This window comes from Mesorhizobium sp. LCM 4576 (assembly GCF_001854815.1).
GTDB classification, from domain to species: Bacteria; Pseudomonadota; Alphaproteobacteria; order Rhizobiales; family Rhizobiaceae; genus Mesorhizobium; species Mesorhizobium plurifarium.
The window spans coordinates 42,171-67,627 of sequence record NZ_MDDT01000004.1; the positions used below are offsets into that span (position 1 = coordinate 42,171).

The 25,457-nt window shown below is 64.2% G+C and carries 26 protein-coding genes; 16 read left to right on the top strand and 10 right to left on the bottom strand.

Going from position 1 to position 25,457, the window contains the following annotated elements:
- Positions 1 to 50: 50 nt before the first annotated feature.
- From LCM4576_RS00390 to LCM4576_RS00405, 4 genes are read left to right on the top strand one after another with little or no spacing between them, the layout of a single operon-like run.
- Entirely contained in the window at positions 51 to 1,046 is a 996-nt protein-coding gene (locus LCM4576_RS00390) for an ABC transporter permease (protein ID WP_071029642.1), read from the top strand.
- Positions 1,046 to 2,017 carry an ABC transporter permease gene (locus LCM4576_RS00395; RefSeq protein WP_071029643.1) on the top strand — a complete coding sequence of 324 codons (972 nt, stop codon included), beginning with the start codon at positions 1,046 to 1,048 and terminating at the stop codon, positions 2,015 to 2,017. Before LCM4576_RS00390 ends, LCM4576_RS00395 begins: the two co-directional genes overlap by 1 nt.
- A complete protein-coding gene (locus LCM4576_RS00400; RefSeq protein WP_071029645.1) occupies positions 2,014 to 2,973 on the top strand; it encodes an ABC transporter ATP-binding protein in 960 nt (319 codons plus the stop codon). Before LCM4576_RS00395 ends, LCM4576_RS00400 begins: the two co-directional genes overlap by 4 nt.
- An 8-nt stretch (positions 2,974 to 2,981) precedes the next feature.
- Positions 2,982 to 3,971 carry an ABC transporter ATP-binding protein gene (locus tag LCM4576_RS00405; protein WP_071030102.1) on the top strand — a complete coding sequence of 330 codons (990 nt, stop codon included), beginning with the start codon at positions 2,982 to 2,984 and terminating at the stop codon, positions 3,969 to 3,971.
- A 46-nt stretch (positions 3,972 to 4,017) separates the two neighbouring features.
- Here the strand turns inward: LCM4576_RS00405 and LCM4576_RS00410 are convergent, their stop codons facing one another.
- From LCM4576_RS00410 to LCM4576_RS00425, 4 genes are all read right to left on the bottom strand, one after another.
- A complete protein-coding gene (locus LCM4576_RS00410) occupies positions 4,018 to 4,572 on the bottom strand; it encodes a hypothetical protein (protein WP_040981131.1) in 555 nt (184 codons plus the stop codon).
- 213 nt (positions 4,573 to 4,785) lie between these two features.
- A complete protein-coding gene (locus tag LCM4576_RS00415) occupies positions 4,786 to 5,868 on the bottom strand; it encodes a YcjF family protein (protein WP_071029647.1) in 1,083 nt (360 codons plus the stop codon).
- Positions 5,865 to 7,337 carry a YcjX family protein gene (locus tag LCM4576_RS00420; protein ID WP_071029649.1) on the bottom strand — a complete coding sequence of 491 codons (1,473 nt, stop codon included), beginning with the start codon at positions 7,335 to 7,337 and terminating at the stop codon, positions 5,865 to 5,867. Before LCM4576_RS00420 ends, LCM4576_RS00415 begins: the two co-directional genes overlap by 4 nt.
- Before the next feature lie 63 nt (positions 7,338 to 7,400).
- Positions 7,401 to 7,904 (bottom strand): histidine phosphatase family protein, encoded by a 504-nt coding sequence (locus LCM4576_RS00425; RefSeq protein WP_071029651.1) that lies wholly within the window; start codon positions 7,902 to 7,904, stop codon positions 7,401 to 7,403.
- Between the two features lie 246 nt (positions 7,905 to 8,150).
- Here LCM4576_RS00425 and dksA point away from each other — a divergent pair, with 246 nt between their 5' ends.
- Positions 8,151 to 8,567, top strand: coding sequence for an RNA polymerase-binding protein DksA (gene dksA / locus LCM4576_RS00430; RefSeq protein WP_071029653.1), 417 nt, complete (start codon positions 8,151 to 8,153; stop codon positions 8,565 to 8,567).
- A 107-nt stretch (positions 8,568 to 8,674) separates the two neighbouring features.
- Here dksA and LCM4576_RS00435 read toward each other — a convergent pair whose 3' ends face one another.
- A complete protein-coding gene (locus LCM4576_RS00435) occupies positions 8,675 to 9,400 on the bottom strand; it encodes a flagellar biosynthetic protein FliO (RefSeq protein WP_071029656.1) in 726 nt (241 codons plus the stop codon).
- A 208-nt stretch (positions 9,401 to 9,608) separates the two neighbouring features.
- On the opposite strand from LCM4576_RS00435, the gene cckA reads away from it, so the two are divergent.
- Together cckA and LCM4576_RS00445 are read left to right on the top strand one after the other, a co-directional pair.
- Complete coding sequence (gene cckA, locus LCM4576_RS00440; protein WP_071029658.1) at positions 9,609 to 12,191, top strand: cell cycle histidine kinase CckA; 2,583 nt, start codon at positions 9,609 to 9,611, stop codon at positions 12,189 to 12,191.
- 107 nt (positions 12,192 to 12,298) lie between these two features.
- On the top strand, positions 12,299 to 13,009 hold the full coding sequence (locus tag LCM4576_RS00445) for a purine-nucleoside phosphorylase (protein WP_071029660.1): 711 nt from the start codon (positions 12,299 to 12,301) through the stop codon (positions 13,007 to 13,009).
- Here LCM4576_RS00445 and LCM4576_RS00450 read toward each other — a convergent pair.
- Together LCM4576_RS00450 and LCM4576_RS36215 are read right to left on the bottom strand one after the other, a co-directional pair.
- On the bottom strand, positions 13,006 to 13,311 hold the full coding sequence (locus LCM4576_RS00450; protein ID WP_040987133.1) for a ribbon-helix-helix domain-containing protein: 306 nt from the start codon (positions 13,309 to 13,311) through the stop codon (positions 13,006 to 13,008). The two genes, LCM4576_RS00445 and LCM4576_RS00450, sit on opposite strands and share 4 nt — an antisense overlap.
- A gap of 57 nt (positions 13,312 to 13,368) precedes the next feature.
- Positions 13,369 to 13,572: a hypothetical protein gene (locus LCM4576_RS36215; protein WP_041000670.1), complete on the bottom strand. Its 204-nt coding sequence runs from the start codon at positions 13,570 to 13,572 to the stop codon at positions 13,369 to 13,371.
- Here LCM4576_RS36215 and LCM4576_RS00455 point away from each other — a divergent pair.
- The 3 genes from LCM4576_RS00455 (at position 13,550) to LCM4576_RS00465 (ending at position 16,251) form a co-directional block, all read left to right on the top strand.
- Positions 13,550 to 13,945 carry a VOC family protein gene (locus tag LCM4576_RS00455; RefSeq protein ID WP_040987135.1) on the top strand — a complete coding sequence of 132 codons (396 nt, stop codon included), beginning with the start codon at positions 13,550 to 13,552 and terminating at the stop codon, positions 13,943 to 13,945. The two genes, LCM4576_RS36215 and LCM4576_RS00455, sit on opposite strands and share 23 nt — an antisense overlap.
- A 78-nt stretch (positions 13,946 to 14,023) precedes the next feature.
- The gene (locus LCM4576_RS00460; protein WP_071029662.1) at positions 14,024 to 14,572 is read left to right on the top strand and encodes a Twin-arginine translocation pathway signal; all 549 of its coding nucleotides are present in this window, start codon (positions 14,024 to 14,026) and stop codon (positions 14,570 to 14,572) included.
- Between the two features lie 107 nt (positions 14,573 to 14,679).
- Positions 14,680 to 16,251: a GMC family oxidoreductase gene (locus LCM4576_RS00465; protein ID WP_071029664.1), complete on the top strand. Its 1,572-nt coding sequence runs from the start codon at positions 14,680 to 14,682 to the stop codon at positions 16,249 to 16,251.
- Between the two features lie 66 nt (positions 16,252 to 16,317).
- Here the strand turns inward: LCM4576_RS00465 and LCM4576_RS00470 are convergent, their stop codons facing one another.
- Positions 16,318 to 16,707, bottom strand: a complete 390-nt coding sequence (locus LCM4576_RS00470; RefSeq protein ID WP_071030104.1) for a hypothetical protein — start codon at positions 16,705 to 16,707, stop codon at positions 16,318 to 16,320.
- A gap of 307 nt (positions 16,708 to 17,014) precedes the next feature.
- Between LCM4576_RS00470 and urtA the strand changes: the two genes are divergently transcribed.
- The 6 genes from urtA to LCM4576_RS36710 all read left to right on the top strand — a co-directional run bounded on the left by urtA (position 17,015) and on the right by LCM4576_RS36710 (position 23,366).
- Positions 17,015 to 18,325, top strand: coding sequence for an urea ABC transporter substrate-binding protein (gene urtA, locus LCM4576_RS00475; protein WP_071029666.1), 1,311 nt, complete (start codon positions 17,015 to 17,017; stop codon positions 18,323 to 18,325).
- Between the two features lie 195 nt (positions 18,326 to 18,520).
- Positions 18,521 to 20,137 carry an urea ABC transporter permease subunit UrtB gene (urtB, locus tag LCM4576_RS00480; protein WP_071029668.1) on the top strand — a complete coding sequence of 539 codons (1,617 nt, stop codon included), beginning with the start codon at positions 18,521 to 18,523 and terminating at the stop codon, positions 20,135 to 20,137.
- A complete protein-coding gene (urtC, locus tag LCM4576_RS00485) occupies positions 20,134 to 21,357 on the top strand; it encodes an urea ABC transporter permease subunit UrtC (protein ID WP_071029670.1) in 1,224 nt (407 codons plus the stop codon). The genes urtB and urtC overlap by 4 nt, the downstream gene beginning before the upstream one ends.
- 6 nt (positions 21,358 to 21,363) lie before the next feature.
- Positions 21,364 to 22,110, top strand: coding sequence for an urea ABC transporter ATP-binding protein UrtD (urtD, locus tag LCM4576_RS00490; protein ID WP_071029672.1), 747 nt, complete (start codon positions 21,364 to 21,366; stop codon positions 22,108 to 22,110).
- A gap of 71 nt (positions 22,111 to 22,181) precedes the next feature.
- On the top strand, positions 22,182 to 22,877 hold the full coding sequence (gene urtE / locus LCM4576_RS00495; protein WP_071029674.1) for an urea ABC transporter ATP-binding subunit UrtE: 696 nt from the start codon (positions 22,182 to 22,184) through the stop codon (positions 22,875 to 22,877).
- A gap of 312 nt (positions 22,878 to 23,189) precedes the next feature.
- Positions 23,190 to 23,366, top strand: coding sequence for a hypothetical protein (locus LCM4576_RS36710; protein ID WP_164772243.1), 177 nt, complete (start codon positions 23,190 to 23,192; stop codon positions 23,364 to 23,366).
- A 23-nt stretch (positions 23,367 to 23,389) separates the two neighbouring features.
- Here LCM4576_RS36710 and LCM4576_RS00500 read toward each other — a convergent pair whose 3' ends face one another.
- Together LCM4576_RS00500 and LCM4576_RS00505 are read right to left on the bottom strand one after the other, a co-directional pair.
- A complete protein-coding gene (locus LCM4576_RS00500; protein ID WP_071030106.1) occupies positions 23,390 to 24,535 on the bottom strand; it encodes a diguanylate cyclase in 1,146 nt (381 codons plus the stop codon).
- A gap of 112 nt (positions 24,536 to 24,647) precedes the next feature.
- Positions 24,648 to 25,454 (bottom strand): DUF72 domain-containing protein, encoded by an 807-nt coding sequence (locus tag LCM4576_RS00505; protein ID WP_071029676.1) that lies wholly within the window; start codon positions 25,452 to 25,454, stop codon positions 24,648 to 24,650.
- Positions 25,455 to 25,457: the final 3 nt, after the last annotated feature.

Consider the following 25,457-nt stretch of genomic DNA (forward strand, 5'->3'; position numbering starts at 1 on the left):
AGTGCAGTAACGAACCGCGGAAGCACATCGTGTCCAGCCAAGTCGCCGCCATGCCGCGCAAGACGCGAGGGCCTTGGGCCGTCGCGTTTGCGAAGCTGGCAACGGACAGGGCCGCCATGGCGTCCTTGGCCGTGTTCCTCATCATCGTTCTCGCCTGTTTCAGCGCGCCGATCTACGCGAAATGGGCGGGTACGGATCCGTTCGCCTCGACGCTCGACGCCGTCATCCAGATCGACGGCGCCGACGTTCCGGTGATGGAACAGTCGACCGAGGGACTGGGACTTGGCTACACGCCGATCGGTCCGACCTGGCGGCTCGGCAACTACTTCCTCGGCGCCGACAGCCAGGGGCGGGACGTCATGGCGAGGTTGCTCTATGGCGGGCTCAACTCGCTGCTGATCGCCGGCGCCGCGACCATCTTCACGCYGATCTTCGGCACGCTGGCGGGACTGATCGCCGGCTATTTCGGCGGCATCACCGACACGGTGCTGTCGCGCCTGCTGGACGTGCTTTGGGCATTCCCGATCTATCTGCTGGCAATCTCGCTTTCCATCGTTACCATCGCGCAAGGCATCGCGATCGGGCCGATCGAGATCCAATCGGGCAGCCTATGGCTGCCGATCATCATCATAGGCATCGTCTATATACCCTATGTCGCGCGGCCGATCCGCGGGCAGGTCCTGGCGCTGCGCCACAGTGAGTTCGTGCTCGCCGCGGTCAATCTCGGCGTGCCGGGCTGGCGCATCCTGCTGCGCGACATCCTGCCCAACATCACCACCACGCTCATCGTCTTCGTGCCGCTGATGATGGCGCTGAACATGCTGACGGAATCGGCGCTCTCCTTCCTGTCGATCGGCGTGCAGCCGCCGGCCGCGAGCYGGGGCACGATCATCCAGGACGGCCAGGCGCTGCTCTACACGCGGYCGCTGGTGGCGCTGGTGCCCGGCCTGGCGATCGCCGTTTCCGTCATGGCGCTCAATGTCTTCGGCGACGGTCTTCGCGATGCGCTCGACCCGCGCTCCAAGGTCAGGCTGGGGCGCGACTGATGCTTTACGCCATCCTTCGCCGTTTCGGTCAGATGCTGTTCGTGATGTTCGGCATCTCGGTCATCGTCTTCCTCATCTTCTTCGCCACGCCYGGCGCCGACCCCGCCGCGCGCATCGCCGGCCGCAACGCCTCGCCGGAGGTGCTGGCGGCGGTACGCCACAGCTTCGGCTTCGACCAGCCGCTCTATGTGCAATACACGCGCATGATGGAGAAGATCTTCGTCACCGGCGACCTGACCTCCTTCGTCAATCGCGGCYGGAAGGTGGTGCCGGCCGTCATGGATTCGATCCCCGTCACGCTTTCGCTGGTGTTCGGGGCCGCGGTCCTGTGGGTGGTCGTCTCGATCATCATCGGCATCGTCGCGGCGGCCACCCGCGACAGTTGGCTGGACAAGCTCCTGATGGCGCTGGGCCTGCTCGGCATTTCCATGCCGGTCTACTGGCTGGGCGAGGTGATGAACCTGATCACCCAGAGCCGCTACCACGACAGCTGGGCGTTCTCCTGGGTGCCGCCGCTCGGCTACAAGAACTTTTCCGACGATCCCAAGGGCTGGTTTCTCACGCTGGTCATCCCATGGATCACGCTGGCCATCCTCTATATCGGCATCTACGGGCGCGTGCTGCGCGCGGCTATCATCGAATCCATGCAGGAAGATTATATCCGCACCGCCCGCGCCAAGGGCCTGTCGGAGACCCGCATCCTGTTCCGCCATGCGCTGCGCACCTCGCTCATCGCCTTCGTCACCCTGTTCGGTCTCGACTTCGGCGCGCTGGTCGGCGGCTCGGCCTTGCTCACCGAGGTCGTGTTCGGCCTGCACGGCATCGGCAAGCTCACTTATGATGCGCTGCAGAACCTCGATCTGCCGATGATCATGGCGACGGTCATGTATGCGTCGATGTTCGTGGTCATCGCCAACGCGGTGGTGGATTTCGTCTACATCCTCCTCGATCCGCGCCTGAGGGCATCATGATATTGTCGGTGCGCGATCTCAAAGTGTCCTTCCGCACCCATGACGGGCCGGTGCGGGCCATCGACGGCGTTTCCTTCGATCTCGAGGAAAGCGAGATCCTTGGCGTCGTCGGCGAATCCGGTTCGGGCAAGACGGTGTCGCTGCTGGCCGTCATGGGGCTTATCACCGATCCGAACGYCACCATCGAAGGCTCGATCCTCTACAAGGGTCGTGAGCTGGTGGGCTTGCCGGCGCGCGAGCTCAGGCGCCTGCGCGGCAACGAGATCGCGATGATCTTCCAGGACCCGATGACGGCGCTGACGCCGGTCTACACGATCGGCTGGCAGATCGCCGAACAGATCCGCGCGCATCGCGGCATCAGCAAGGCCAAGGCGATGGAGCGCRTCGAAGAGCTGYTGGCGGAGGTGAACTTCCCCAATCCGCACGAGGCCATGTCGCGCTATCCGCACCAGCTTTCCGGCGGCATGCGGCAGCGGGCGGTGATCGCGATGGCCTTGTCCTGCGATCCGGCGCTGCTGGTGGCGGACGAGCCGACCACCGCGCTCGACGTGACGGTGCAGGCCGGCATCCTCGACCTCGTGCGCAAACTGCGGGCGAAGCATAAGTCGGCCGTGGTCTTCATCACGCACGACATGGGCGTCGTCTCCGAGCTCGCCGACCGCGTTATGGTCATGTATGCCGGCCGCGTGGTGGAGCGCGGCACCCGCACGGAGCTGTTTTCCGATCCGCGGCACCCTTATACGCGCGCGCTGCTCGGCTCGATCCCGCCGCTGACCGGCCAGAAACCGCGCCGCCTGCCGGCCATCCCCGGTTCACCGCCATCGCTGCTGCGGCTGCCGCAAGGCTGCGCCTTCGGTCCGCGCTGTCCGGTCCGTTACGAGCCTTGCGAAGCGGGCAGGCCGGGTCTCGGCAGCGGCCCGCATGCCGCCGCGTGTTTTCGGGTGGCACAGGCATGAGCGAAGCAATGATTGACGCCGACCGACCGATCCTCGAGACGCGCTCGCTGGCAAAACGGTTTTCGATCGGCACTCGTTTTTCCGCGGAGGGCAGGCGGACCGTCCATGYGGTGGACAACGTGTCGCTCACCGTGCGGCGCGGCGAGACGGTAGGCCTCGTGGGCGAATCCGGATGCGGCAAGTCCACGCTGGCGCGCTGCCTAGTGCGGCTCTACGACATCACCGACGGCAAGCTTCTGTTCGAGGGCGACGACATCACCTCGAAGTCGCTGTCCGAGCTCAGGYCGCTGCGGCGGCGCCTGCAGATGGTCTTCCAGGATCCATCGGCCTCGCTCAATCCGCGGCGGCGCGTCGGCGATCTCGTCGCCGAGCCGCTCCGCATCCACGGCAAGCTTTCGGCCAAAGAGATCGCCGCGCGGGTGGCGGAGCTGTTCGAACTGGTCGGACTGCTGCCGGACCATGTGATGCGCTATCCGCACGAATTCTCGGGCGGCCAGCGCCAGCGCGTCGGTATCGCGCGGGCGATCGCGTTGAACCCCGACCTTGTCGTGCTGGACGAGCCCGTCTCCGCGCTCGACGTGTCGGTGCAGGCCCAGATCGTCAACCTGCTCGCCGACCTGCAGGAGAAGCTGAAGCTCACCTATATCTTCATCGCTCACGACCTTTCCGTCGTGCGCCAGGTCTCGACCCGCATCGCCGTCATGTATCTCGGCTCGATCGTCGAGGAAGGACCGGCGGAAGAGGTGTTTGCCACACCGGCCCATCCTTACAGCCAGGCGCTGATCTCGGCCGTTCCTGTCGTCGAAACGACGCCCACGGGCACGCGCAAGCGCATCATCCTCACCGGCGACGTGCCGAGTCCTCTCAAGCCGCCGTCCGGATGCCGTTTCCATCCCCGATGCCCGATCGCGGCGGATCGCTGCCGTTCCGAGCGGCCGGAACTGAAGGAATRCCGTGCAGGCCGCAAAGTGGCCTGCCATTTCCCGACTTTGACCTGAACCGTCTTCTTTGCGAGTGGGGCGCGGCTGCCGGGGCCGCGACGGATCAGTTCTTGGCGATGGCGCCGACTTCGACGGAGTCGATCCGCTTGAGGCTCATGCCGATCACCGGCACTAGCTGATCGTTGACGCGCACGGCCACCGTCACGGTCATCGAATTGCCGTCGGGCACACGCGCCTGCATGACGCCGTTCAACTGCTTGCGGTTGATCGTGAAGACGACCTTCTGGGCATCGACGACATTGCCGCCGACAATGTCCATTCCGCTTTCGGTCGAGCCGCCCATGAAGGTGCCCCTGTAACCGTCGCGGCCCTTGCGCTCGACGCTGGCCGACATCTTTTGCGTGAACACGCCGACCCTGCAGCCGCCGTCAAGCGTCATGCCGAGCTTGCTGGCAGGCGTCGATCCGTTGAAATCGCAGGTGAATTTGGTGCCCTTGTACTTGCCGGCGATGATCTCGCCGGGGCCTACCCATCTGCCTTCGACGGAGCGGAAGAACTGCTTGTCCGGTTCTGCGCCAAAAGCCTTTTCGACCAATCCGAGCGGCGCGGCAATCGCAACCGTCGCAGGCAGCACGCAGGACAAGATTACGCTTCTCATGGACGACACCCGGCACGACAGAGTCTGTTCTTGGAACCTGACCGACCATGGCGAAGATTGGTTAATGCTTCGTCACTGGAGCATGATGCCGAAAAGTGTGAAGCGGTTTTCGGACGACATCATGCTCCACTTCTTTGACTCAGAGCCGGATTCAGATTTCAGGTCGATTCGACCTGAAATCATCCGGCTCTGGCGGCGGTTTTCACGTTTACCCTATCCTTCCGCTTGACCGTCCTTTCGCGCCGCGAACGAGGTCAGCGCCGAGAGGAAGTCGCCGAGGCCGGGGCGCTTCACGGCGATGAACGGCAAGGGGCGGGCCGTTTCCATCGCCGCGATGCCGATGCGCGCCGTCATCATGCCGTTGACCACGCCTTCGCCGAGTTTCGCCGAGAGTTTCGCGGCAAGCCCATGGCCAACGATCTGCTGAACGAAACTGTCGCCGACCGCGATCGAGCCTGTCACCGCCAGATGCGCGAGCACGCCGCGCGCCAGCCGGAAGAAACCGAGCGTGCCCGGACGGCCGCCGTAGAGTTCGGAGAGCCGCCGGATCAGGCGCCCGGCCTCGAACACGACATAGGCGATGTCGACCAGCGCGCGGGGGCTGACCGCCGTTATGAGGGAGACGCGCTTTGCGGCTTCTAGAATCATGACCTTGGCGCGCGCATCGAGGGGCGACAGGATTTCGGTCTCGGCCAGCCGCACCAGATTGGCGCCGTCGATGATCTCGCCGCGCAATTCGGCGAGCGAACGCCGACCGGCGGCGGTCTCGGGTTTTGCCGCGACGAAGGCCGAAAGCTCGTCAACCAGGGCGCGCGCTGCCTTGGGATCGTCACGCGCCACGGCGTCAAGAGCCCGCTTCTGCATCTTTTCGACTTCGGCAAGGCGGGCGATGGCGAGGAATTCGCGGATCAGGATGACGAGCAAGGAGAGCAGCGCGATCGCCGCCATGCCGGCTGCCAACCAGCCGAGCCATTCGGCGCGCGCGAACAGATCGCGGATCAGCTGGTCGGCCCACAGGCCGACCGCCAGCGAGACGAGCACGCTGAGGGCTCCGAGGAACAGCCGCGCCAGCAGCGAAGACTTTCTTGGCGCCGTCGCCGGCGGCGGGATTGCAGCCTCGATGTCCGGTTCGTCGAAAACGTCGATTTCGGAGGGAATGACCGTCGTGACATCCGCCCTGGCCGCGCGCGGCCGGCGCATCGGTTGCTCCTCGGCGCCGCGATTTCGCTGCGGATGCGGCGGAGCCGCGGTCTCGGGCTCGATGCGGAAAGCCGCCGGTTTGCGGGGCGCGGTCATGCCAGATGATCTCCGATCAGGAACTGCAACGCGCGGTCGAGCCGGATATGCGGCAGGGACAGCGTGACGCCTTCGGCGGTGCGTTCGAGCTTCGGCGGGCGGAAGCGCACGAAGCGGATCGCCGGCTCTGTGCTGTCCGGCGGCGATCCGGAGGAATCGAACACCGCATCCACCTTTTCCGGCAAATCGCCCGGGAATATGGCGGTTTCGGTCTTTCCGTCGAATGTCTCGCCGTTGATCTTCTCGCCCTTCAGCGGGGTGCCGATGATCACCGGCAGCGTCTCGCGGCCCTGTTTCACCGTGCCTTCGCGTGTCGAGCGGACCGCGGCCATGGCAACGACATCGACGGCGGCGCCGCTGAAATTCGCCCGCGCCAGGGCCCGGTCGGTCAGCCGGCGCACGATCGCCTGCAGCCGGTCGTGGCTTTCATGATGCAGATGGTCCGCCTTGGTCGCGGCGACCAGGATGCGGTCGATGCGGCGCGAGAAGAAGTCGGTGAGGAAATTGCCGCGTCCGGGCCGGAAACAGGACAGGATCTCGGTAACGGCGCGCTCCAGATCGGCCATGGCGGCCGGGCCGGCATTGAGCGCCTGCATGGCGTCGATCARCACGATCTGCCGGTCGAGGCGGGTGATGTGCTCGCGAAAGAACGGTTTGACGACATGCGTCTTATAGGCCTCGTAGCGGCGCTCCATCATCGCCTGCAGCGATCCGGAGCGCGGCCGGCCCTGCGCCAATGTCATCAGCGGCGCGAAGGTGAGCGCCGGAGAACCTTCGAGATCGCCCGGCATCAGGAAACGGCCGGGCGGCAGCGTCGACAGCGCGCGGTCGTCGAGCTTGCAGGCCTTGAGATAGGCGGCGAAGCTCTCGGCGAGACGGCGCGCCGTCATCTCGTCGGCGTCGGCATCGGGATTGACGGTGGAAGCCAGCTCGCGCCAGGCCTGAGACAGGTCGGAACGGACGGGCAGGGCGGCCAGCTCGACCGCCTCGCGCGAAAAATCGGCGACGGATTTGCCGAGCAGCGGCAGGTCAAGCAACCATTCGCCGGGATAGTCGACGATATCGATGGACAGCTTTCCGGCGGAAAACAACCGGTTCCAGCCGGAAGCCGACTCATATTCGATGGTGAGCCTGAGCTCGGAGATGGCGCGCGTCGAGTCCGGCCAGACGCGGTCGTTCACCAAAGCCGCGACATGGTCCTCGTACTGGAAACGCGGAACGGCGTCGTCCGGCTGCTCCTCGAGGAAGGCGCGGGCGATGCGGCCGGATTTCTGCGCTTCGAACAGCGGCAGGCGTCCGCCATGGATGAGATTGTGGACGAGGGCGGAGATGAAGACGGTCTTACCGGCGCGGGAGAGCCCGGTGACGCCAAGACGCAATGACGGAGAGAAGAGCCCGGCGGCGCGGCCCGACAGCGTGTCGAGCGCAATCCTTGCCTCGTCGGTGAAATTGGTGAGCGATGATGCCAAATCAGGCCTCTGGTTGGGCGTCCGCGCCCGATATAGGCCTTGGGTCGCGCGTTTGAAATGGCCTCAAAGGTCGGCGGGCGTGAGAAAGGCTTCAAGATAGCCGCTGCCTTGCGCCGCCTCCGCAAGATTGCCGGGAAAGCGCACCACGGCGAGGCCGGAGGTCGGAAAACCGTGGTTCATCATGCYGCGCGCCGCTTCATCGCCGTCGCCCGACACCGCCATGGCCAGGTCCTCGGTCATGGGGTTGTGGCCGATCACCAGAAGCTGGTCGGCGCCGCCATTTTTCCGGATAATGTCGAGATAGCCGGCCGCATCCTCGCTGTAGAGCGTGTCGAAGAACAGGACCCGGCCGGTGTCGGTGCGCCCTGCCAGGCCCTCCAGCGTCTGCCTTGCCCGCTTGGCGTTGGAGCAAAGCGTGACGTCTGGCACATAGTTGCGGGCCCGCATGGCTTCTCCCATCGTTTCGGCATCGGCCATGCCGGACTGGTCGAGCGGGCGATCGAAATCGCGCACACCGGGCAGCGCCCAGCCGGCCTTGGCATGCCGCAACAGATAAAGCCTGCTCAACCGGAACCCCCATGGCGCTTCGGATCGAAGCGCGATTAGTCACCAGAACGATGTCCTGCACAATGGCCGATGCCAGCGACTGCAACGAATCATGCGCGAATTCGTTTTCTGCCGTCGAAACAACGTCGCCGCTGGAGCCACCCATGTGAGACTAACAATTGCGTGAAACTCTCGCCGATAGCGCTTGTGCAGGCTCTTGTCCCCGAATATATAGGCGCCAAATTTTGGGGTTGTTGGGTGAGTCGAATGAACGACATCGTTACCGCCGATTACGTACCCTCCGAAGACGAGCCGTTCATGAACGAACGGCAAAAATYGTACTTCCGTCAAAAGCTTATCACTTGGAAGAACGACATTCTGCGCGAAGCGCGCGAGACCCTCGAAATCCTGCAGCAGGAAAACGCCAACCACCCCGATCTGGCCGATCGCGCCTCCTCCGAAACCGACCGCGCCATCGAACTGCGCGCCCGCGACCGCCAGCGCAAGCTCATCTCGAAGATCGACTCGGYGCTCCAGCGCATAGACGAAGGCACCTACGGCTATTGCGAGGAAACCGGGGAGCCGATCGCGCTGAAGCGGCTGGATGCGCGTCCGATCGCGACGTTGTCGATCGAGGCGCAGGAACGCCATGAGCGCCGCGAGAAGGTTTATCGCGACGACTGACGCGAGCCGAATAAGTAATAAAACGCAGAAAATGGCCGGATTTCCGGCCATTTTCGTTTCCTAGGCCGAGGCGCGGGCCRCTCGCCTACTGGCAAGCTGCCGTCAGGTCAGCGCTTGTGGTTGCCCAACTCGCCAAGCAGCTTGGTCATCTCCTCATCGAGGGAAGGCTTTGGCGCGGGTTTGCTTGCCGCCGGCTGGGCGTGCGTCTCGTCGAGAGAGGTTTCGAGTTCGTGCATCAACGTGTCATCGATCGAATCGTTCGAGGGCGGCGGCGTGTATCTGGTGGCGCCGTTGGTCGTCCCGTAGCCCGACAACGGCATGACCTTCGCCGTCGGCTGGCTCGGCACCGCCGGATTGGGCGCCGCGGGCGCGGGCGCGGGGGCGCGCGGACGTGCTGCGGCGGCTGGCTGGGCGGCAGGCGGCGGTTGCCTAACGGGGGCGGGTGCGGGCGGAGGTGCCGGCTGCGGCGCGCGCGGGCGCGGCGCCGCGGTTGCCGGCTGGCCGCTGTCGCCGGTCAGCGCCGGGCGGCGAGGCGCTGCGAGCCGGATATCGCGTTCGACCACGACATCGGTCGGCCCGCCGATCAGGATCAGGTGCTCGATGTCGTCGCGGCGCACCAGCACCAGGCGGCGATGGCTGTCGACGGCGGTGGCGTCCATGACCGCAAGGCGCGTCTTGCGGTTCCTGCCGCCGGCCACGAAGGTGCCGAACGTCAGGTTGCGAACCACCTTGATGACGAGCAGGACGACGACAAGCAAAATGAGCGCCGCGAACGTCCACAGGATTGCAGCGACGTAACCCGGACCCGCCACGCTATCCAGCCACTGCAGCATCGGTGCACCCAATCGCCTTTTCGAGTGAGGCGACACTAGACCGCGGCGGCGGCCCGCCGCAAGTTCACATCACCGATCGTGAACAGTTTGAAACATGAATCGTTGATTTTATCGGACATTTGCCGCCGGGGCCTTTTCCGTTACAGGAGAATGTGATTCAACCGACCGTCCGCGCCCATCGGACACCGGAATCACGAGCAGGGGGAACATGGCCAAGGAAGCGCGCGGCGATTTCTATCCGGTACCGATCGTCGACCAGAACACGCGTCCGGGCGCCGTTACCAGGCTCATCGTCTTCATCGTCGTCTTGACCGGCGCCGCGATCGTCTTCGGGCTATTCCGCGAGCGGCTCGGCGATCCTTTCCTGCTCGGCATGCTCGGCGTGCTCGCCATGATCGGCGTCGGCTTCCTGTTCGCGACCGCGATCGGCTTCGTGCAGATCGCGCCGCGGTCGACCGGCGACGAACTGTCGAAAGCTTTTGTCGWCTCCATGTCGCAGGGCCTRYTGGTCACCGACACCAAGGGCCGCGTCGTCTACGCCAACCGTGCCTATGCCGACATGACGGGCGCCGCCTCGGCCACCGACCTCAAGACCGTCGAAGGGCTGTTGTCGGATGTTCCCGAGGCCTCGATGACAATCTACCGGCTGGCGTCGGGCCTGCGCGACGGCCAGGCGGGCGACGGCGAGTTCCGGCTGGCGCAGTCGATCAAGCCGGGCGCCGAGCCCGGCGCGCGCTGGTATCGGGCGCGCGCCCGCGCCTTCAGCATGCCCGGGCAAAGGCTGCCGATGCTGGCCTGGCAGCTCGCCGACATCTCGCAGGAACGGGCGGAGCAGGAACGTTTCTTCCTCGACCTGCAGAAAGCCATCGACCATCTCGACCATGCGCCGGCGGGGTTCTTCTCGGCCGATCAGGAAGGCCGCGTCACCTATATCAACGCCACGCTCGCCGAATGGCTCGGCATCGACCTTGCCTCCTTCACGCCGGGCGCCATCACGCTGCCGGAAATCATCGCCGGCGACGGCATGGCGCTTGTGCGTTCGGTCAAGGCCGACCCGGGCACGACGCGCAACGCCGTTATTGACCTCGATCTCACCACCATGAGCGGCCAGGCGCTGCCGGTGCGCTTCATGCACCGGGTTTCGGCAAGCCGCGAAGGCTTGAACGGCCCGACCCGCACGATCGTGCTCAACCGCACCCAGGGCGAGGACGCTTCCGCGGAACTCAGGGCCTCCGAGGTTCGCTTCACCCGCTTTTTCAACTCGACGCCGATGGCCATTGCCGGCGTCGATGCGAGCGGTCGCATCCTGCGCACCAACGCGCCGTTCCTGCAGTTGTTTTCATCCGTGGTCGACCGCGACGCCGTCGATCGGCGAGTTCGCTTCGAGACCATCGTTCACGAACGCGACCGGCCGGCCTTCGCCGCCGCGTTCGAGAAGGCCCGGCAGCGGCAGGCCAATATCGAGCCGATCGACTCCGTGCTGCCCGGCAATGAGGAGCGGCATATCCGCTTCTACGTCAACGCCGTGGCCGACAGCGCAGGCGGCGAAGGCGCCGAGGAATCGGCCATCGTCTATGCGGTCGAGACCACCGAGCAGAAGGCGCTCGAGGGCCAGATGGCGCAGAGCCAGAAGATGCAGGCGGTCGGGCAGCTCGCCGGCGGTATCGCGCACGACTTCAACAATGTGCTGACCGCCATCATCATGGCGTCCGACCTTCTCTTGACCAACCACCGGCCGTCGGACCCGTCCTTCCCCGACATCATGAACATCAAGCAGAACGCCAACCGGGCGGCATCRCTCGTGCGGCAATTGCTGGCCTTCTCGCGCAAGCAGACGCTGCGGCCGGAGGTGCTCAACCTGACTGACGTTCTGGCCGACCTCAGGATGCTGTTGGCTCGCCTTGTCGGCAACGATATCAAGCTCAAGATCGACCACGGCCGCGACCTCTGGCCGGTCAAGGTCGATATCGGCCAGTTCGAGCAGGTGGTGGTCAATCTCGCCGTCAATGCGCGTGACGCCATGCCGAGCGGCGGCGACCTCACCGTGCGCACCCGCAACATCAGGGCGGAAGAGTGCAGATCCTTCGCCTATCGCGAACTGACGCCGGCCGATTATGTGCTCGTCGACGTCGAGGATACCGGCAGCGGCATCGCGCCCGACGTGCTGAAGAAGATCTTCGAGCCGTTCTTCACGACCAAGGAAGTGGGCAAGGGCACCGGCCTCGGCCTGTCCATGGTCTACGGCATCATCAAGCAGACCGGCGGCTTCATCTTCTGCGATTCCGAAGTCGGTAAGGGCACGGTGTTCCGCATCTTCCTGCCGCGCCACATCGCCGAGATGAAGAAGCAGGCCGAACCCGGCGAAGCGCCAGCCGCAGCGACAGTCCCGGCGAAGCCGGCCGACACCGCGAAAGACCTTTCCGGCTCGGCCACGGTGCTTCTGGTCGAGGACGAGGACGCGGTGCGCATGGGCGGCRTGCGGGCGCTGACCTCGCGCGGCTACACCGTGCACGAGGCGTCGTCCGGCGTCGAGGCGCTGGAAGTGTTCGAGGCGCTCGGCGGCAAGGTCGACATCGTCGTGTCGGACGTGGTGATGCCGGAGATGGACGGACCGACATTGCTCGGCGAGCTGCGCAAGCGTCAGCCGGACATCAAATTCRTGTTCGTTTCGGGCTATGCCGAGGACGCCTTCGCCAAGAACCTGCCGGCGGATGYGCATTTCGGCTTCCTGCCGAAGCCGTTCTCGCTCAAGCAGCTGGCGACGATCRTCAAGGACGTTCTGGAATCCTAGAACGTTCAGCGGTTTCCTGGAATTGCTTTAAGTAAGCCAGCGCTTGCGCATTGCGGCCACCCTGTCATGATGGCGGCCGGATGGGTCCATTATGGGGATGGTAGCGCGTGACGCCGCATATCGAGGCGGGCCGGGGGGACTATGCGGAAACGGTGCTGTTGCCGGGTGATCCCGAGCGCGCGCAGTGGATGGCGGAGAGGTTTCTCGAAGCGCCCCGCTGCGTGAATCGCCGAAGAGGCGCACTGGGTTTCACCGGCCGGTTCCGCGGCAAACCGGTCAGTATCCAGACGACCGGCATCGGCGTCTCGTCCTTCCTGATCTACACCCACGAACTGCTCGATTATCATGGCGTCAAAACGCTGATACGCACCGGCACATGCGGYGGCTTGTCGGAAGCGGCGCCCCTGCGCGGTATGGTCATTTCCAGCGAGGTGCGGGCCGAGGGCCCAATCAGCGGGCAGGTGTTCGGGCTGTACCAGCCGGCGGGACCGGACCCGGCGCTGCATGCGCTGGCGCTGCGACGCGCAGCCGACCTCGGTATCRCCTGCAGCGCCGGACTGACGATCTGCAGCGACGTGTTCCACCATCCTGGCGGCCGGGCGCGGTTCGACGAGCCGAGGGCRCTCGGAGCGCTGGCGGTCGATATGGAGACCAGCGCGCTCTATCGGATCGCGGCGCAGTTCTGCGCGCGGGCGCTGTCGCTGCTCACCGTGGTGGATCATATCGTCACCGACGAGCTGACCGATTATTCGGAGCGTCAGGCTCTCTTCACCGATATGACCCGGCTGGYGCTCGAAGTCGCGGCCGAGAGCAGCTAGGCAGCTTCCCGCTTCAATGCAGCCTGGTCCTCGGCGTTGGGCCGGTGGCCGCGCAGATAGAGCGCGCAGGTCGTACGCAGCATGGAGGCGAAGTTCGGGATCTGGCCGTTGATCTCGATTGCCTCGTCGTAGAGCTTCGAGATGAATTTCGGGGTCGTCAGTCCCTGGCTCTCGGCGATCTCGTCAAGCAGACCCCAGAATGTCGCCTCGAGCTGGATGCTGGTCGAATGGCCGTCGATGCGGATCGACCTGTTGATCTGCCGGTAGCCTTCCGGATCCTGTCCGGCAAAGACTCTGCACATCGGTACCTCCCGTTGTTGTTTGTCTTGGGCGCCGATTGAGTTGGYTGGCGCCTCTTTTTAACACTGCCTGCGCTTGTCATTTTCGATCCGATAGCCGCCGACGGCAATCAGACTTTCGTCCTTACGCGCGGCGAGACTACCCATTTTCAAGCCGCACACGTGGTAATCGGCTGCCACCACCATTTTTCGCCGGCGCGCATAATCGGCTTCGAAAGCAGAAGAGCTCACGGAGTCCGATTTGGCGAAGACGATCCATTCCATGATCAGGGTTCTCGACGAGGCGCGGTCCGTCGATTTCTACAACAAGGCGTTCGGCCTCGAGGTTGCGCAGCGGCTCGATTTCGAGACCTTCACGCTCGTCTATCTCAGCAATGAGAGTTCGCCTTTCGAGGTGGAGCTGACCGTGAACAAGGGGCGCACGGAGCCCTATGCACTCGGCGACGGCTACGGCCATCTCGCCGTCTCGGTCGCCGATCTCGACAGCGAGCACGACCGGATCGGCGCGCTCGGTCTCAACCCGAAGAAGATCGTCGAGTTCAACCACGACGGGGCGCGGATCGCCCGCTTCTTCTTCATCGAGGATCCCGACGGCTACAAGATCGAGGTCCTGCAGCGGGGAGGACGCTTCCAATAGGGGACATCTGCCGCGGAGAGGCGCGGCGCCAGCAACGGCACTCCCGCGGGGGTGCGAACAGCAAGTAGGGAGGAAATCATGGTCACAGTCTACGAGAAGAAAGCTGTCGATGAGAGGAAGATTGGGCTTTCGCGGCGCGAGCTTCTGAAGCGCGGCGGCGCGGGCGCGCTGCTCATCATCTCCGGCAGCGCGGTCATCAGCCCCGAACACGCATGGGGTCTCGAAACCTCGGCGCTGAAGCCCGAGAYGATGGCGACGCTGATCCAGGTGGCGCGCGACATCTACCCGCACGATCAGGTGCCGGACAAATACTACGCCATTGCCGTCAAGGGCCATGACGAGACGGCGGCCAAGGACCCGGYGCACAAGGAGCTGATCGAGAAGGGTATCGCCGAGCTCGACAAGAAGGCCGGCAAGGGCGGCTATCGCGGGCTTGGCTGGGAGGAGCAGCGAGTGGCGCTTCTCACCGGTATCGAGAAGACGCCGTTCTTCCAAGCGGTTCGCGGCGGGCTTGTCGTCAGCCTCTACAACCAGAAGGAGGTATGGCCGATCTTCGGCTACGAGGGCGAGTCCTATTCCAAGGGCGGCTACATCGCGCGCGGCTTCAACGACATCGAGTGGCTGTAGGCCGCTCTAAGTCTTTGTTTTTGCGCAATTCCGGACGGAAAACCGCTACGCACTTTTCCTGGAATTGCTCCTGAACCGCTTTTCGACAGATTTCATGGGAGGAAACCATGGCAGCTTCATTTGATCTCAACAATGACGGCGTGGTCGTCATCATCGGCTCAGGCGCGGGCGGCGGCACGCTCGGCAACGAGCTCGCGCAGAAAGGCATCGACGTCGTCATCCTCGAGGCGGGCGCCCGCCACGAATACGAGGACTTCATCAACGACGAGTGGGATTCTTTCGCCCAGCTCGCCTGGAAGGACAAGCGGACCACCTCGGGCGACTGGCGCGTCGCCAAGGATTTCCCGAACCTGCCGGCCTGGATCGTCAAGTCGGTCRGCGGCTCGACAACGCATTGGGCGGGCGCCTCGCTGCGCTTCCAGGAGCATGAGTTCAAGGCGGCCACGACTTACGGCAAGGTCAAGGGCGCGAACCTTCTCGACTGGCCGGTGACGCTGGCCGAGATGGAGCCCTATTACGCCAAGGCCGAGGCCAAGATGGGTGTGACCGGCACCAACAACTGGCCGCGGCTGCCGGGCAACAACAATTTCAAGGTGCTCAAGGCCGGCGCCGACAAGCTCGGCTACAAGGAATGCCACACCGGCAACATGGCCATCAATTCGGTCGAGCGCGACGACCGCAATTCCTGCCAGCAGACCGGCTTCTGCTTCCAGGGCTGCAAATGGGGCGCCAAATGGTCGACGCTCTACACCGAGATCCCGAAGGGCGAGGCGACCGGACATCTGGAGGTGCGGCCGAACTCGATGGCGATCAAGATCAACCATGACGCTTCAGGCAAGGTGACCGGCGTCGTCTATGCCGACAAGGACGGCAAGCTGCAGGAGCAGAAGGCCCGCATCGTCGCGGTCGCCGGCAATTCGATCGAGAGCCCGCGCCTGTTGCTCAATTCGGAATCGTCAAAATTCCCGCACGGGCTTGCCAACTCGTCGGGACAGGTGGGCAAGAACTACATGCGCCACACCACCGGCTCGGTCTATGCCATCTTCGACAAGCCGGTGCACATGTATCGCGGCACCACCATGGCCGGCATCATCCGCGACGAGGCGCGCCACGATCCGTCGCGCGGCTTCGTCGGCGGCTATGAGATGGAGACGCTGTCGCTCGGCCTGCCGTTCATGGCGGCCTTCCTGAACCCGGGCGGCTGGGGYCGTTCTTTCACCACGGCGCTCGACCATTATGACCATATGGCGGGCCTGTGGATCGTCGGCGAGGACATGCCGCGCGAGGAGAACCGCATCACGCTGCACAAGAATGAGAAGGACGAGCACGGCATGCCGATCGCCGACGTCCATTTCGACGACCATCCCAACGACGAGGCCATGCGCAACCATGCCTACAGCCAAGGCCAGGCGCTCTATGCCGCGGTCGGCGCGACCAGGACCTTCCCGACGCCGCCTTATCCCTCGACCCATAATCTCGGCACCAACCGGATGAGCGAGAAGCCGGAGGACGGCGTCGTCAACAAGCACGGMCAGTCGCACGACATCAAGAACCTGTTCGTTTCCGACGGCAGCCAGTTCACCACCGGCGCCGCGGAAAATCCGACGTTGACCATCGTGACGCTGGCGATCCGCCAGGCCGACTACATCGCCGCGCAAATGTCGGCCAAAACTATTTGACCTCCCGACTGCCTGCTGGCGCGGGACCCGTGAGGGTTCCGCGCCTTTTTTATGTGAACCTGCGGGCTATCTTCTGGTGCAGGTCGAGGCCGTGAAGGCGCCGTCCTGCTGCTTCATGATGATGTCGAAGGAGGGGCCGCTCGGGTCGTCCAGCGTCGCCTGGGTCATTGAGATCGAATTGCCGCCGCTTGTGTAGCCGCCGAGCGGACCAAGCCAGGTGATCTCGCCATTGGGGTTCATCTGGTAATTGTAAGGCGGCGGCGGTGCGCCGAAGGTTACCGGACCGCTATAGAGGCTGCCCTTGATGGTGATCACGCCGAGGTCAAGGAACAGGCCGAGCAGGTAGACCTCGCAGTGATAGGCGCCGTCCGGCAGCTTGCCGTCGGCAAAATCGGCGCGCGCGCCGCCGGCGGCGGACATCAGAAGCAGGAAGGTCAGGATCGTGCGCAGGGCCATGACGTTGCTCGTTTGCGCGGCGACCTTGCCCCATTTTGCCATGGGCCCGCAACAGGGCTGATCAGGCTGCTTTTGCCGGTATGATGAAAGTTTGGGCATTTTTACCATTTGGGTAAAATCTAGGCAGTGTTGCGTAAACTTTTCTCAGTCCGCTGCATCGCAGCGGATGCGAAAAGTTTCCCGGCTGCCGGATAACCGGTTGTAATCGCTTCGTTATCCCGAAATTTCGTTGAGCRCATTCCCGTCTGGCACGTCGCTTGCACCGCTAATATTGCGATGCAAACAATCACGCTTGGGAGTGTGTCATATGAGKGGTAACTTCGCGAAAATAACAAAAATCCTGTCGGCGGGCGTCGTCGCGGCCGGTCTGCTGGCGTCTGCTTCCGCCAGGGCGGCTGAGGACACGATCAAGGTCGGCATCCTCCATTCGCTGTCGGGGACCATGGCGATTTCGGAGACGACGCTGAARGACGTCATGCTGATGCTGATCGATGAACAAAACGCCAAGGGCGGCCTGCTCGGCAAGAAACTGGAAGCCGTGGTCGTCGATCCGGCATCCAACTGGCCGCTGTTCGCGGAGAAGGCGCGCGAGCTGATTTCCAAGGACAAGGTCGCGGCTGTGTTCGGCTGCTGGACCTCGGTGTCGCGCAAATCGGTGCTGCCGGTGTTCTCGGAACTCGACAACATCCTGTTCTATCCCGTCCAGTATGAGGGCGAGGAGAGCGAGCGCAACGTCTTCTACACCGGCGCTGCCCCGAACCAGCAGGCCATTCCGGCCGTCGACTATCTGATGAGCGCCGATGGCGGCTCGGTGAAGCGCTGGGTGCTCGAGGGCACCGACTATGTCTATCCGCGGACGACCAACAAGATCCTCGAGGCCTATTTGAAGGCGAAGGGCGTGCCGGCGGAAGACATCATGGTCAACTACACGCCATTCGGCTTCTCCGACTGGCAGACCGAGGTCTCGGCGATCAAGAAATTCGGCTCGGCCGGCAAGAAGACGGCCGTGGTCTCGACCGTCAACGGCGACGCCAACGTGCCCTTCTACAAGGAACTCGGCAACCAGGGCATCAAGGCCGAAGACATCCCGGTCATGGCCTTCTCGGTCGGTGAGGAGGAACTCGCCGGTCTCGACACCGGGCCGCTGGTCGGCCATCTCGCCGCCTGGAACTACTTTGAAAGCGTCGACACGCCGGCGAACAAGAAGTTCATCGACGACTGGCACAAGTTCATCAAGAACGACAAGCGCACCACCAACGACCCGATGGAAGCCCATTACATCGGCTTCAACATGTGGGTGAAGGCGGTCGAGAAGGCCGGCACCACCGACCCGGACAAGGTCATCGACGCCATGGTCGGCGTTTCGGTGCCGAACCTGACCGGCGGCTATTCGACGATGATGCCGAACCACCACATCACCAAGCCGGTGCTGATCGGCGAGATCCAGGCCGATGGCCAGTTCGAGACCGTCTCGCAGACGCCCGGCCTCGTCATGGGCGACGAGTGGTCGGACTACCTGCCGGACTCCAAGGACCTGATCTCCGATTGGCGGGCGCCGCTCAGTTGCGGCAACTTCAACGTCAAGACGGGGAAGTGCGGCGGCAAGGGCACCAACTGATCCCGGCCTGGACCTAGATCCAGGCTTCCAAGGTCTCTTGGATCGCGGAGTGGCCCCACGATCCGGGACAACTGCCCGGGCAGGTTCTTCGACCCGCCCGGGCAAGGTCACCGAAACCTGGTTTGCGCAATTTCGGACGGAAAACCGCTTCGCACTTTTCCCGGAATTGCTTGAGAAAGCCGCTTGAAGACGACAATGCTGCTGCTGCGCGCAATTGGTCTGATGTTTCTGCTGACGATGGCGAGCTTGTTGCCGTCGAAGGCGGCCGAGGCCGACCTGCGCGCGACGATCGCCAAATTCGCGGCCGCCAGCGGTTTCTCGGCCACGGAGGCCGTCGTGCGCGAGCTGACTGCCAGCGGCGATCCGGCCGTCGAGCGCCCGCTCTCGGCGCTGGCCGACGGCAATCTCTACATCCGCAAGAGCGACTCCCAGGTCTTCGTCGGCAAGGAAGCGGGAGACGGCATCGAATTGCTYGATCCGCTGAGCGGCGAGAAGGTGGCCGATGCCGCCAAGGCCGATTTGACAAAGATCAAGGTCAACAATGGTCTGCGCCRCACGATCCGTGACGCGCTGGGCACGCTGACCTTGCGCGCCAAGGATGCAAGCGTGCGCCTTGCCGCGGCGATGACGATGTTCAAGACGCCCGATGCAGCGAATATCGAGCCGCTCGACGCCGCGATAGCGGCAGAGACGGAACCAGCGGTGAAGACGCTGTTCGAGCAGGCTCGCGCGGCGTCGGTGCTGGTTTCCGATAAGCCGGAAGCCGACAAGCTGGCGGCGATCTCGGTTATTGCGGCGCGCGGCGATCGCGATGCGCTGTCGCTGCTGACCTCGGTCGAGGCGAGTTCGCAGGGATCGGTCAAAGATGCGGCAACGGCTGCCATCGGCAGCATCAATTCGACGCTGGCGCTGTGGGATGCCGGCCAGAACATCTGGTACGGCATTTYGCTGGGATCGGTGCTGCTGCTCGCGGCGATCGGGCTTGCCATCACCTTCGGCGTCATGGGCGTCATCAACATGGCGCATGGCGAGATGGTGATGCTCGGCGCCTATACCACCTTCGTCGTCCAGCAGGTGATCCGCACCTCGTTTCCCGGCCTGTTCGACTGGTCGCTGGTGATCGCTCTGCCGCTCGCCTTCCTTGTGGCGGGGCTGGTTGGGCTGGCGATCGAGCGCGGCATCATTCGCTTCCTCTATGGCCGACCGCTGGAGACGCTTCTGGCCACCTGGGGCGTCTCGCTGATCCTGCAGCAGGCGGTGCGCACCATCTTCGGACCGACCAACCAGGAGGTCGGCAACCCGTCATGGATGTCGGGATCCTTCGATGTCGGCCAGCTCGCCATCACCTGGAACCGGCTGTGGATCCTGGTGTTCGCGCTCGCCGTGTTCGTGGTGCTGCTCTACGTCATGAAGCGCACGCCCTGGGGGCTGCAGATGCGCGCCGTCACCGCCAACCGGCGCATGGCCGCCTCGATGGGCATCAGGACGCCTTGGGTCGACGCGCTGACCTTCGCGCTCGGCTCCGGCATCGCAGGCATCGCCGGCGTGGCGCTCAGCCAGATCGACAATGTCTCGCCCAATCTCGGCCGCGGCTACATCATCGACAGTTTCATGGTCGTTGTCTTCGGCGGCGTCGGCAATCTGTGGGGCACGCTGGTCGGCGCCTTCTCGCTCGGCATCGTCAACAAGTTCCTCGAGCCCTATGCCGGCGCGGTGCTCGGCAAGATCGTCGTGCTCGTGCTGATCATCCTGTTCATCCAGAAACGCCCGCGCGRCCTATTCGCGCTGAAGGGCAGGGCGGTGGAAGCATGATCGCGCAGCGCTTCYTTTCGGCCGACCGCCGGATCGCCGTCACCATCCTCGCTTTGCTGGCAGCCGCCATCATCGTGCCGCTGCTCAACCTCGCGGTGTCGCCGCAAAGCGGCTTCTATATCCCGCCCTACATCGTGGCGCTGGTCGGCAAATATCTGTGCTACGCGCTGCTCGCGCTCGCGCTCGATCTCGTCTGGGGCTATTGCGGCATCCTTTCGCTTGGCCACGGCGCCTTCTTCGCGCTCGGTGGCTATGCGATGGGCATGTATCTGATGCGCCAGATCGGCTCGCGCGGCGTCTACGGCAATCCGATCCTGCCTGATTTCATGGTGTTCCTGAACTACAAGGAGCTGCCCTGGTTCTGGTACGGCTTCGATCATTTCTGGTTTGCGGCGCTCATGGTGCTTGCGGTGCCGGGCCTGCTCGCCTTCGTCTTCGGCTGGTTCGCCTTCCGTAGCCGCGTCACCGGCGTGTATCTCTCGATCATCACCCAGGCGATGACCTATGCGCTGCTGCTCGCCTTCTTCCGCAACGACATGGGATTCGGCGGCAACAACGGCCTGACCGACTTCAAGGATATTCTGGGCTTCAACGTGCAGGCCGACGCGACGCGCTCGGCGCTGTTCGCCGCCAGCGCCGTCACTCTGGCGCTGGCCGTCTTCGTCACCGCCGCGATCGTGCGCTCCAAATACGGCAAGCTGCTGATGGCGGTGCGCGATGCCGAGAGCCGAACCCGCTTCCTCGGCTGGCGGGCCGAGAACGTCAAGCTGTTCGCCTTCACCGTCTCGGCAATCATGGCCGGCATCRCCGGCGCGCTCTACGTGCCGCAGGTCGGCATCATCAATCCGGGCGAATTCGATCCGGCCAACTCGATCGAGGTGGTGATCTGGACCGCCGTCGGCGGGCGCGGCACCATCGTCGGCCCGATCCTCGGCGCGCTGCTGGTCAATGCCGGCAAATCCTGGTTCACCGGCGTGCTGCCGGAATTCTGGCTGTTCGCGCTGGGCGGACTGTTCGTCGCGGTCACGCTGCTTTTGCCCAAGGGCATCGTCGGCATGTGGGACGGCTGGCGCAGCCAGGCCAAGGCGCTGCGCGCGGCTTCGCTTGGCGCCGAGGCCGGGGTCGATCCTGACGCGCCGGAGCCGAAGATCGTGCGCTCGGCGGCGAGGACACCGGGCGCCTGGTCCGCTGCCGGCGCCGAACCGCAGCCGGCGGAGTGAACGATCATGAGCAAATCGAACACCATCCTCTATCTCGACGGCGTCTCGGTTTCCTTCGACGGTTTTCGCGCCATCAACAACCTGTCGCTGGTGCTCGACAAAGGCGAGATGCGCGCGATCATCGGCCCCAACGGCGCCGGCAAGACAACGATGATGGACATCGTCACCGGCAAGACACGGCCGGACGAAGGCGAGGTGTTCTTCGACGGCCAGGTGGATCTCACCCGGCATGACGAGGCCGAGATCGCCATGATGGGCATCGGCCRCAAATTCCAGAAGCCCACGGTCTTCGAGAGCCACAGCGTCGAGGACAATCTGATGCTGGCGCTGAAAGGCCCGCGCTCGATTTTCCCGGCGCTGTTCCATCGCCGCTCGGCGGCCGAGACGCGGCGCATCGACGACATCCTCGGCGTCATCCGTCTCGGCGACAAGCGCGACGAGCTCGCCGCCAATCTCAGCCACGGCCAGAAGCAATGGCTGGAGATCGGCATGCTCTTGGCGCAGGACCCGAAGCTTTTGCTTGTCGACGAGCCAGTCGCCGGCATGACCGATGCCGAGACCGAGGAGACCGCGCGCCTGCTCAAGGACATCGCCCGCGACCATTCGGTGGTCGTCGTCGAGCATGACATGCATTTCGTGCGCGAGCTCGGCGTCAAGGTCACCTGCCTGCATGAAGGCTCGGTGCTGTCGGAAGGCACGCTCGATTTCGTCTCGGCGGACGAGCGCGTCGTCGAAGTCTATCTGGGGCGGTGAAGCATGGTCTGGCGTGTTCCGTTCTACCGTTTCGATTTCTCTTTCCTGAAGCGCTGGAGGAGAGGCTGACCATGCTCGAAGTCTCCAACGCCACGCTGCATTACGGCGCCGCCCAGGCGCTGCGCGGCGTTTCGCTGAAGGYGGGCGCCGGCAAGATCACCTGCGTGCTCGGCCGCAATGGCGTCGGCAAGACCAGTTTGATGAGATCCATCGTCGGCCACCACCGGCTGACGAGCGGAAGCGTTGCCTTCGAGGGGAAGGCGCTCGACCGGAGCGCGGCGTATGATCGCGCCCGGTCGGGCATCGCATTCGTGCCGCAGGGCAGGGAGGTTTYCCCCCTGCTCACGGTGCGCGAGAACCTGGAATCCGGCTTCGCGCCTTTGCGGCGCGCAGACCGCAATATCCCTGCCCATGTCTTCGAGCTGTTCCCGGTGCTCAAGCAGATGCTCGGCCGCCGCGGCGGCGACCTGTCCGGCGGTCAGCAGCAGCAGCTCGCCATCGGGCGGGCGCTGGTGATGCGGCCGAAGCTCCTGGTGCTCGACGAGCCGACCGAAGGCATCCAGCCCTCGATCATCAAGGATATCGGCCGCGCCATCCGCTATTTGCGCGACCAGGYGGGGATCGCGGTGCTGCTGGTCGAGCAGTATCTCGACTTCTGCCGCGAGCTTGCCGACGAGGTCAACATCATGGATCGCGGCCAGATCGTGCATACGGGTCCGGCGGAAGACCTCGATAGGGCGGATGTGCGCAAGTTCCTGACAGTGTAGCCTGGGTCGTCGCCATTCCAAACTCTACACCGTAAATGACGCTCGGAAGTAACGGAATGGATCCTTGGGTCTTCGCTCCATTTCGCGTCGTTGCGCCGAAGGATGACGAAGTTGTTGAGCGCTCTGGCGTGCTCAATACCACATGCTAGTCTTTTCTTGGCCTTGGTGAGTCGGCCGCTTTCCGTATCAGTCGCGAATGAAGGGGAAGGYGCGCGGACACCGCCCGCAAGTTCCACGCAAGCAAGCCTGYCTAGCTTTCCCTGCAGTGATTGTCGGTCAACGCGTCCAAAAGATTCGTGCCAGGGGACGGCGATGGAACGTTTTGTCGAGGACTATCAGAAGCGGCGCCTCACCGATCGCGACGATATCATGACGGCGATCAACATCCTGATGTCGCAGGGCTATGACGAGGACGATCTGCTGGGCGAAATGACCAAGGTCTTCTACGTCGATCTCGACGCCTTCAACGAAGTGATCGCCCACCACTGAGGGCGAGCGCGGGGCCGTAAAGGTCACCCGGCACGGCGGAAGTCGAGCACGCGGTTGCGGYCGCCGCGTTTGGCGGCATAGAGCGCCTTGTCGGCGGYGCTGAGGACCTTGTCGAAGCTCATGCCATCGCTGCTGCCGAAGGCGAAGCCGGCGCTGACCGTACAGCGCAACGGCCCGGTCTCCGTCTCGACGGTACGCGCGGCGAAGGCGGCCCTGACACGTTCGGCCGTCGCCTCGGCCGTCTCGGGCAAGGTGCGCCTCAGCACCATGGCGAATTCCTCGCCGCCCATGCGGGCGACGGAGTCATTCGGACGCAGGTCGGCGGAGAGCACCTGGGCAAAGACCTTCAGCACCTCGTCGCCGGCGGCGTGGCCGAACTGATCGTTGATCGCCTTGAAGCCGTCGAGGTCGAACACCACCACCGCCGTGAAAGCGCTGACCGGTGCCTTGCCGTGCAGGTCGAACAAAGCGCGGCGGTTGAGCAAGCCGGTCAAGGCGTCGGTCTGCGCCTCGCGCTGATGATGGCGGGCGTGCCGCCCCTGGTTGAGCGCCAGCGACAATGCGCCGATGCCGGTCATGGAGGCGATGACGATGACGAGGCTCAGATCCTCCGCCCAGTTGCTCGGCGCATGGCCGAGGACGAGCTTGCCGTCCCATGCCAGCACGGCCGCGCACAGCACGAAGGACGCCGCGGTCAGCGAGTAAAGCAGCGCCACGCCGATGAGATGGACGGGCGCTTCCGCGCGGCCCCGCCAATATTCATAGGCGGTTCCGAACAGGAGCAGGGCTGCCAAGGCGTTTTCCAGCATGAAGGCCAGTCCGTCATAGCCATGGGCCATGGGCGGGAGCGCGAGAGCATAGGAAGTGCCGGCGCCGAGCGCGATCAGCGGCAAAGGCGAGCGCCTGGTCCTGAATTGGTGGGCGGCGCCCAGCATGACGGAGAAGCCGAGCAGGAGCAGCGCCAGCGTCAGCACGCCGAGCGCCGTTCCGGGCCTTGCGATATAGGCGTCGTAGGCAAAGACTTCGCACACCACGACCAGCACGCTGACTGCCCAGGTCAAAAGGAACTTGTCGGAACGGGCGGCCATCCAGGTTCCGAACAGGGTGAGGCTGAGGCAAGCGGCGGAGAAGCCGACGGCCAGAAGCAATGAATTGTAGTCGAGCAGCATGCACGCGTCCTTGCCGGCGCCGGGCTTCTGCAACCTGACGYAGGTCCATTAGTGCAGCAAGGAAGTATCGATTACGTTACGATCGCCGCGAAGATTGCGGGGTTTGCCCTTGTCAGTTCGCGACCCGCTTCATCAGCGCCATGGCGCCGAACGGGGCGCGCACCTTGCCTTCGGTGATGAAGTAGGCGAACACGTCGCGCGGCTTGACCGGCGCATCGGTCTTAGGGTCGGCGCGCGGCAGGTCGGCGGGCTGCTTGCCCTCCGCCCAGGTCTTCACCCGCGCCGCCCATTCGTCGAGGCCTTTCGGCGTGTAGCAGTCGGGGTTGTCGTCGCTGCCGGTCTGCAGGCGTGCGTAGACGAAGTCGCCGGTGACGTCGGCGATCRCCGGATATTTCGCATGGTCGGCATAGACGATCGCGGCCTTGTATTTGCGCGCAAGCGCCGGGAATTCCGGCACGATGAAGCTGTCATGGCGCACTTCCAGCGCGTGGCGCAGAGGCACGCCGTCCTGCTTTTCGGGCAGAAGCTTCAGGAACGCTTCGAAATCGTCGGCGTCGAATTTCTTGGTCGGCGCGAACTGCCACAGGATCGGCCCGAGCTTCTCGCCGAGCGCGGCGACGCCGGAGCCGAGGAAGCGCATCATCGATTCGCCGGCCTCGCCGAGCACGCGACGGTTGGTAACGAAGCGGTTGCCCTTGAGCGAGAAGACGAAATCGTCCGGCGCGTCGTTGGCCCATTTGACGAAAGTCGGTTCCTTGAAGCTGGAATAATAGGTGCCGTTAACCTCGATGCTCGGCACCTGCCGGCTGGCGTAGTGCAGCTGCTTGGCCTTGGCGAGCTTCTCCGGATAGAAGGAGGTATCCCAGGGCTCGAAAGTCCAGCCGCCCATGCCGGAGCGGATTTTTCCTTGGGCAGTCATCGT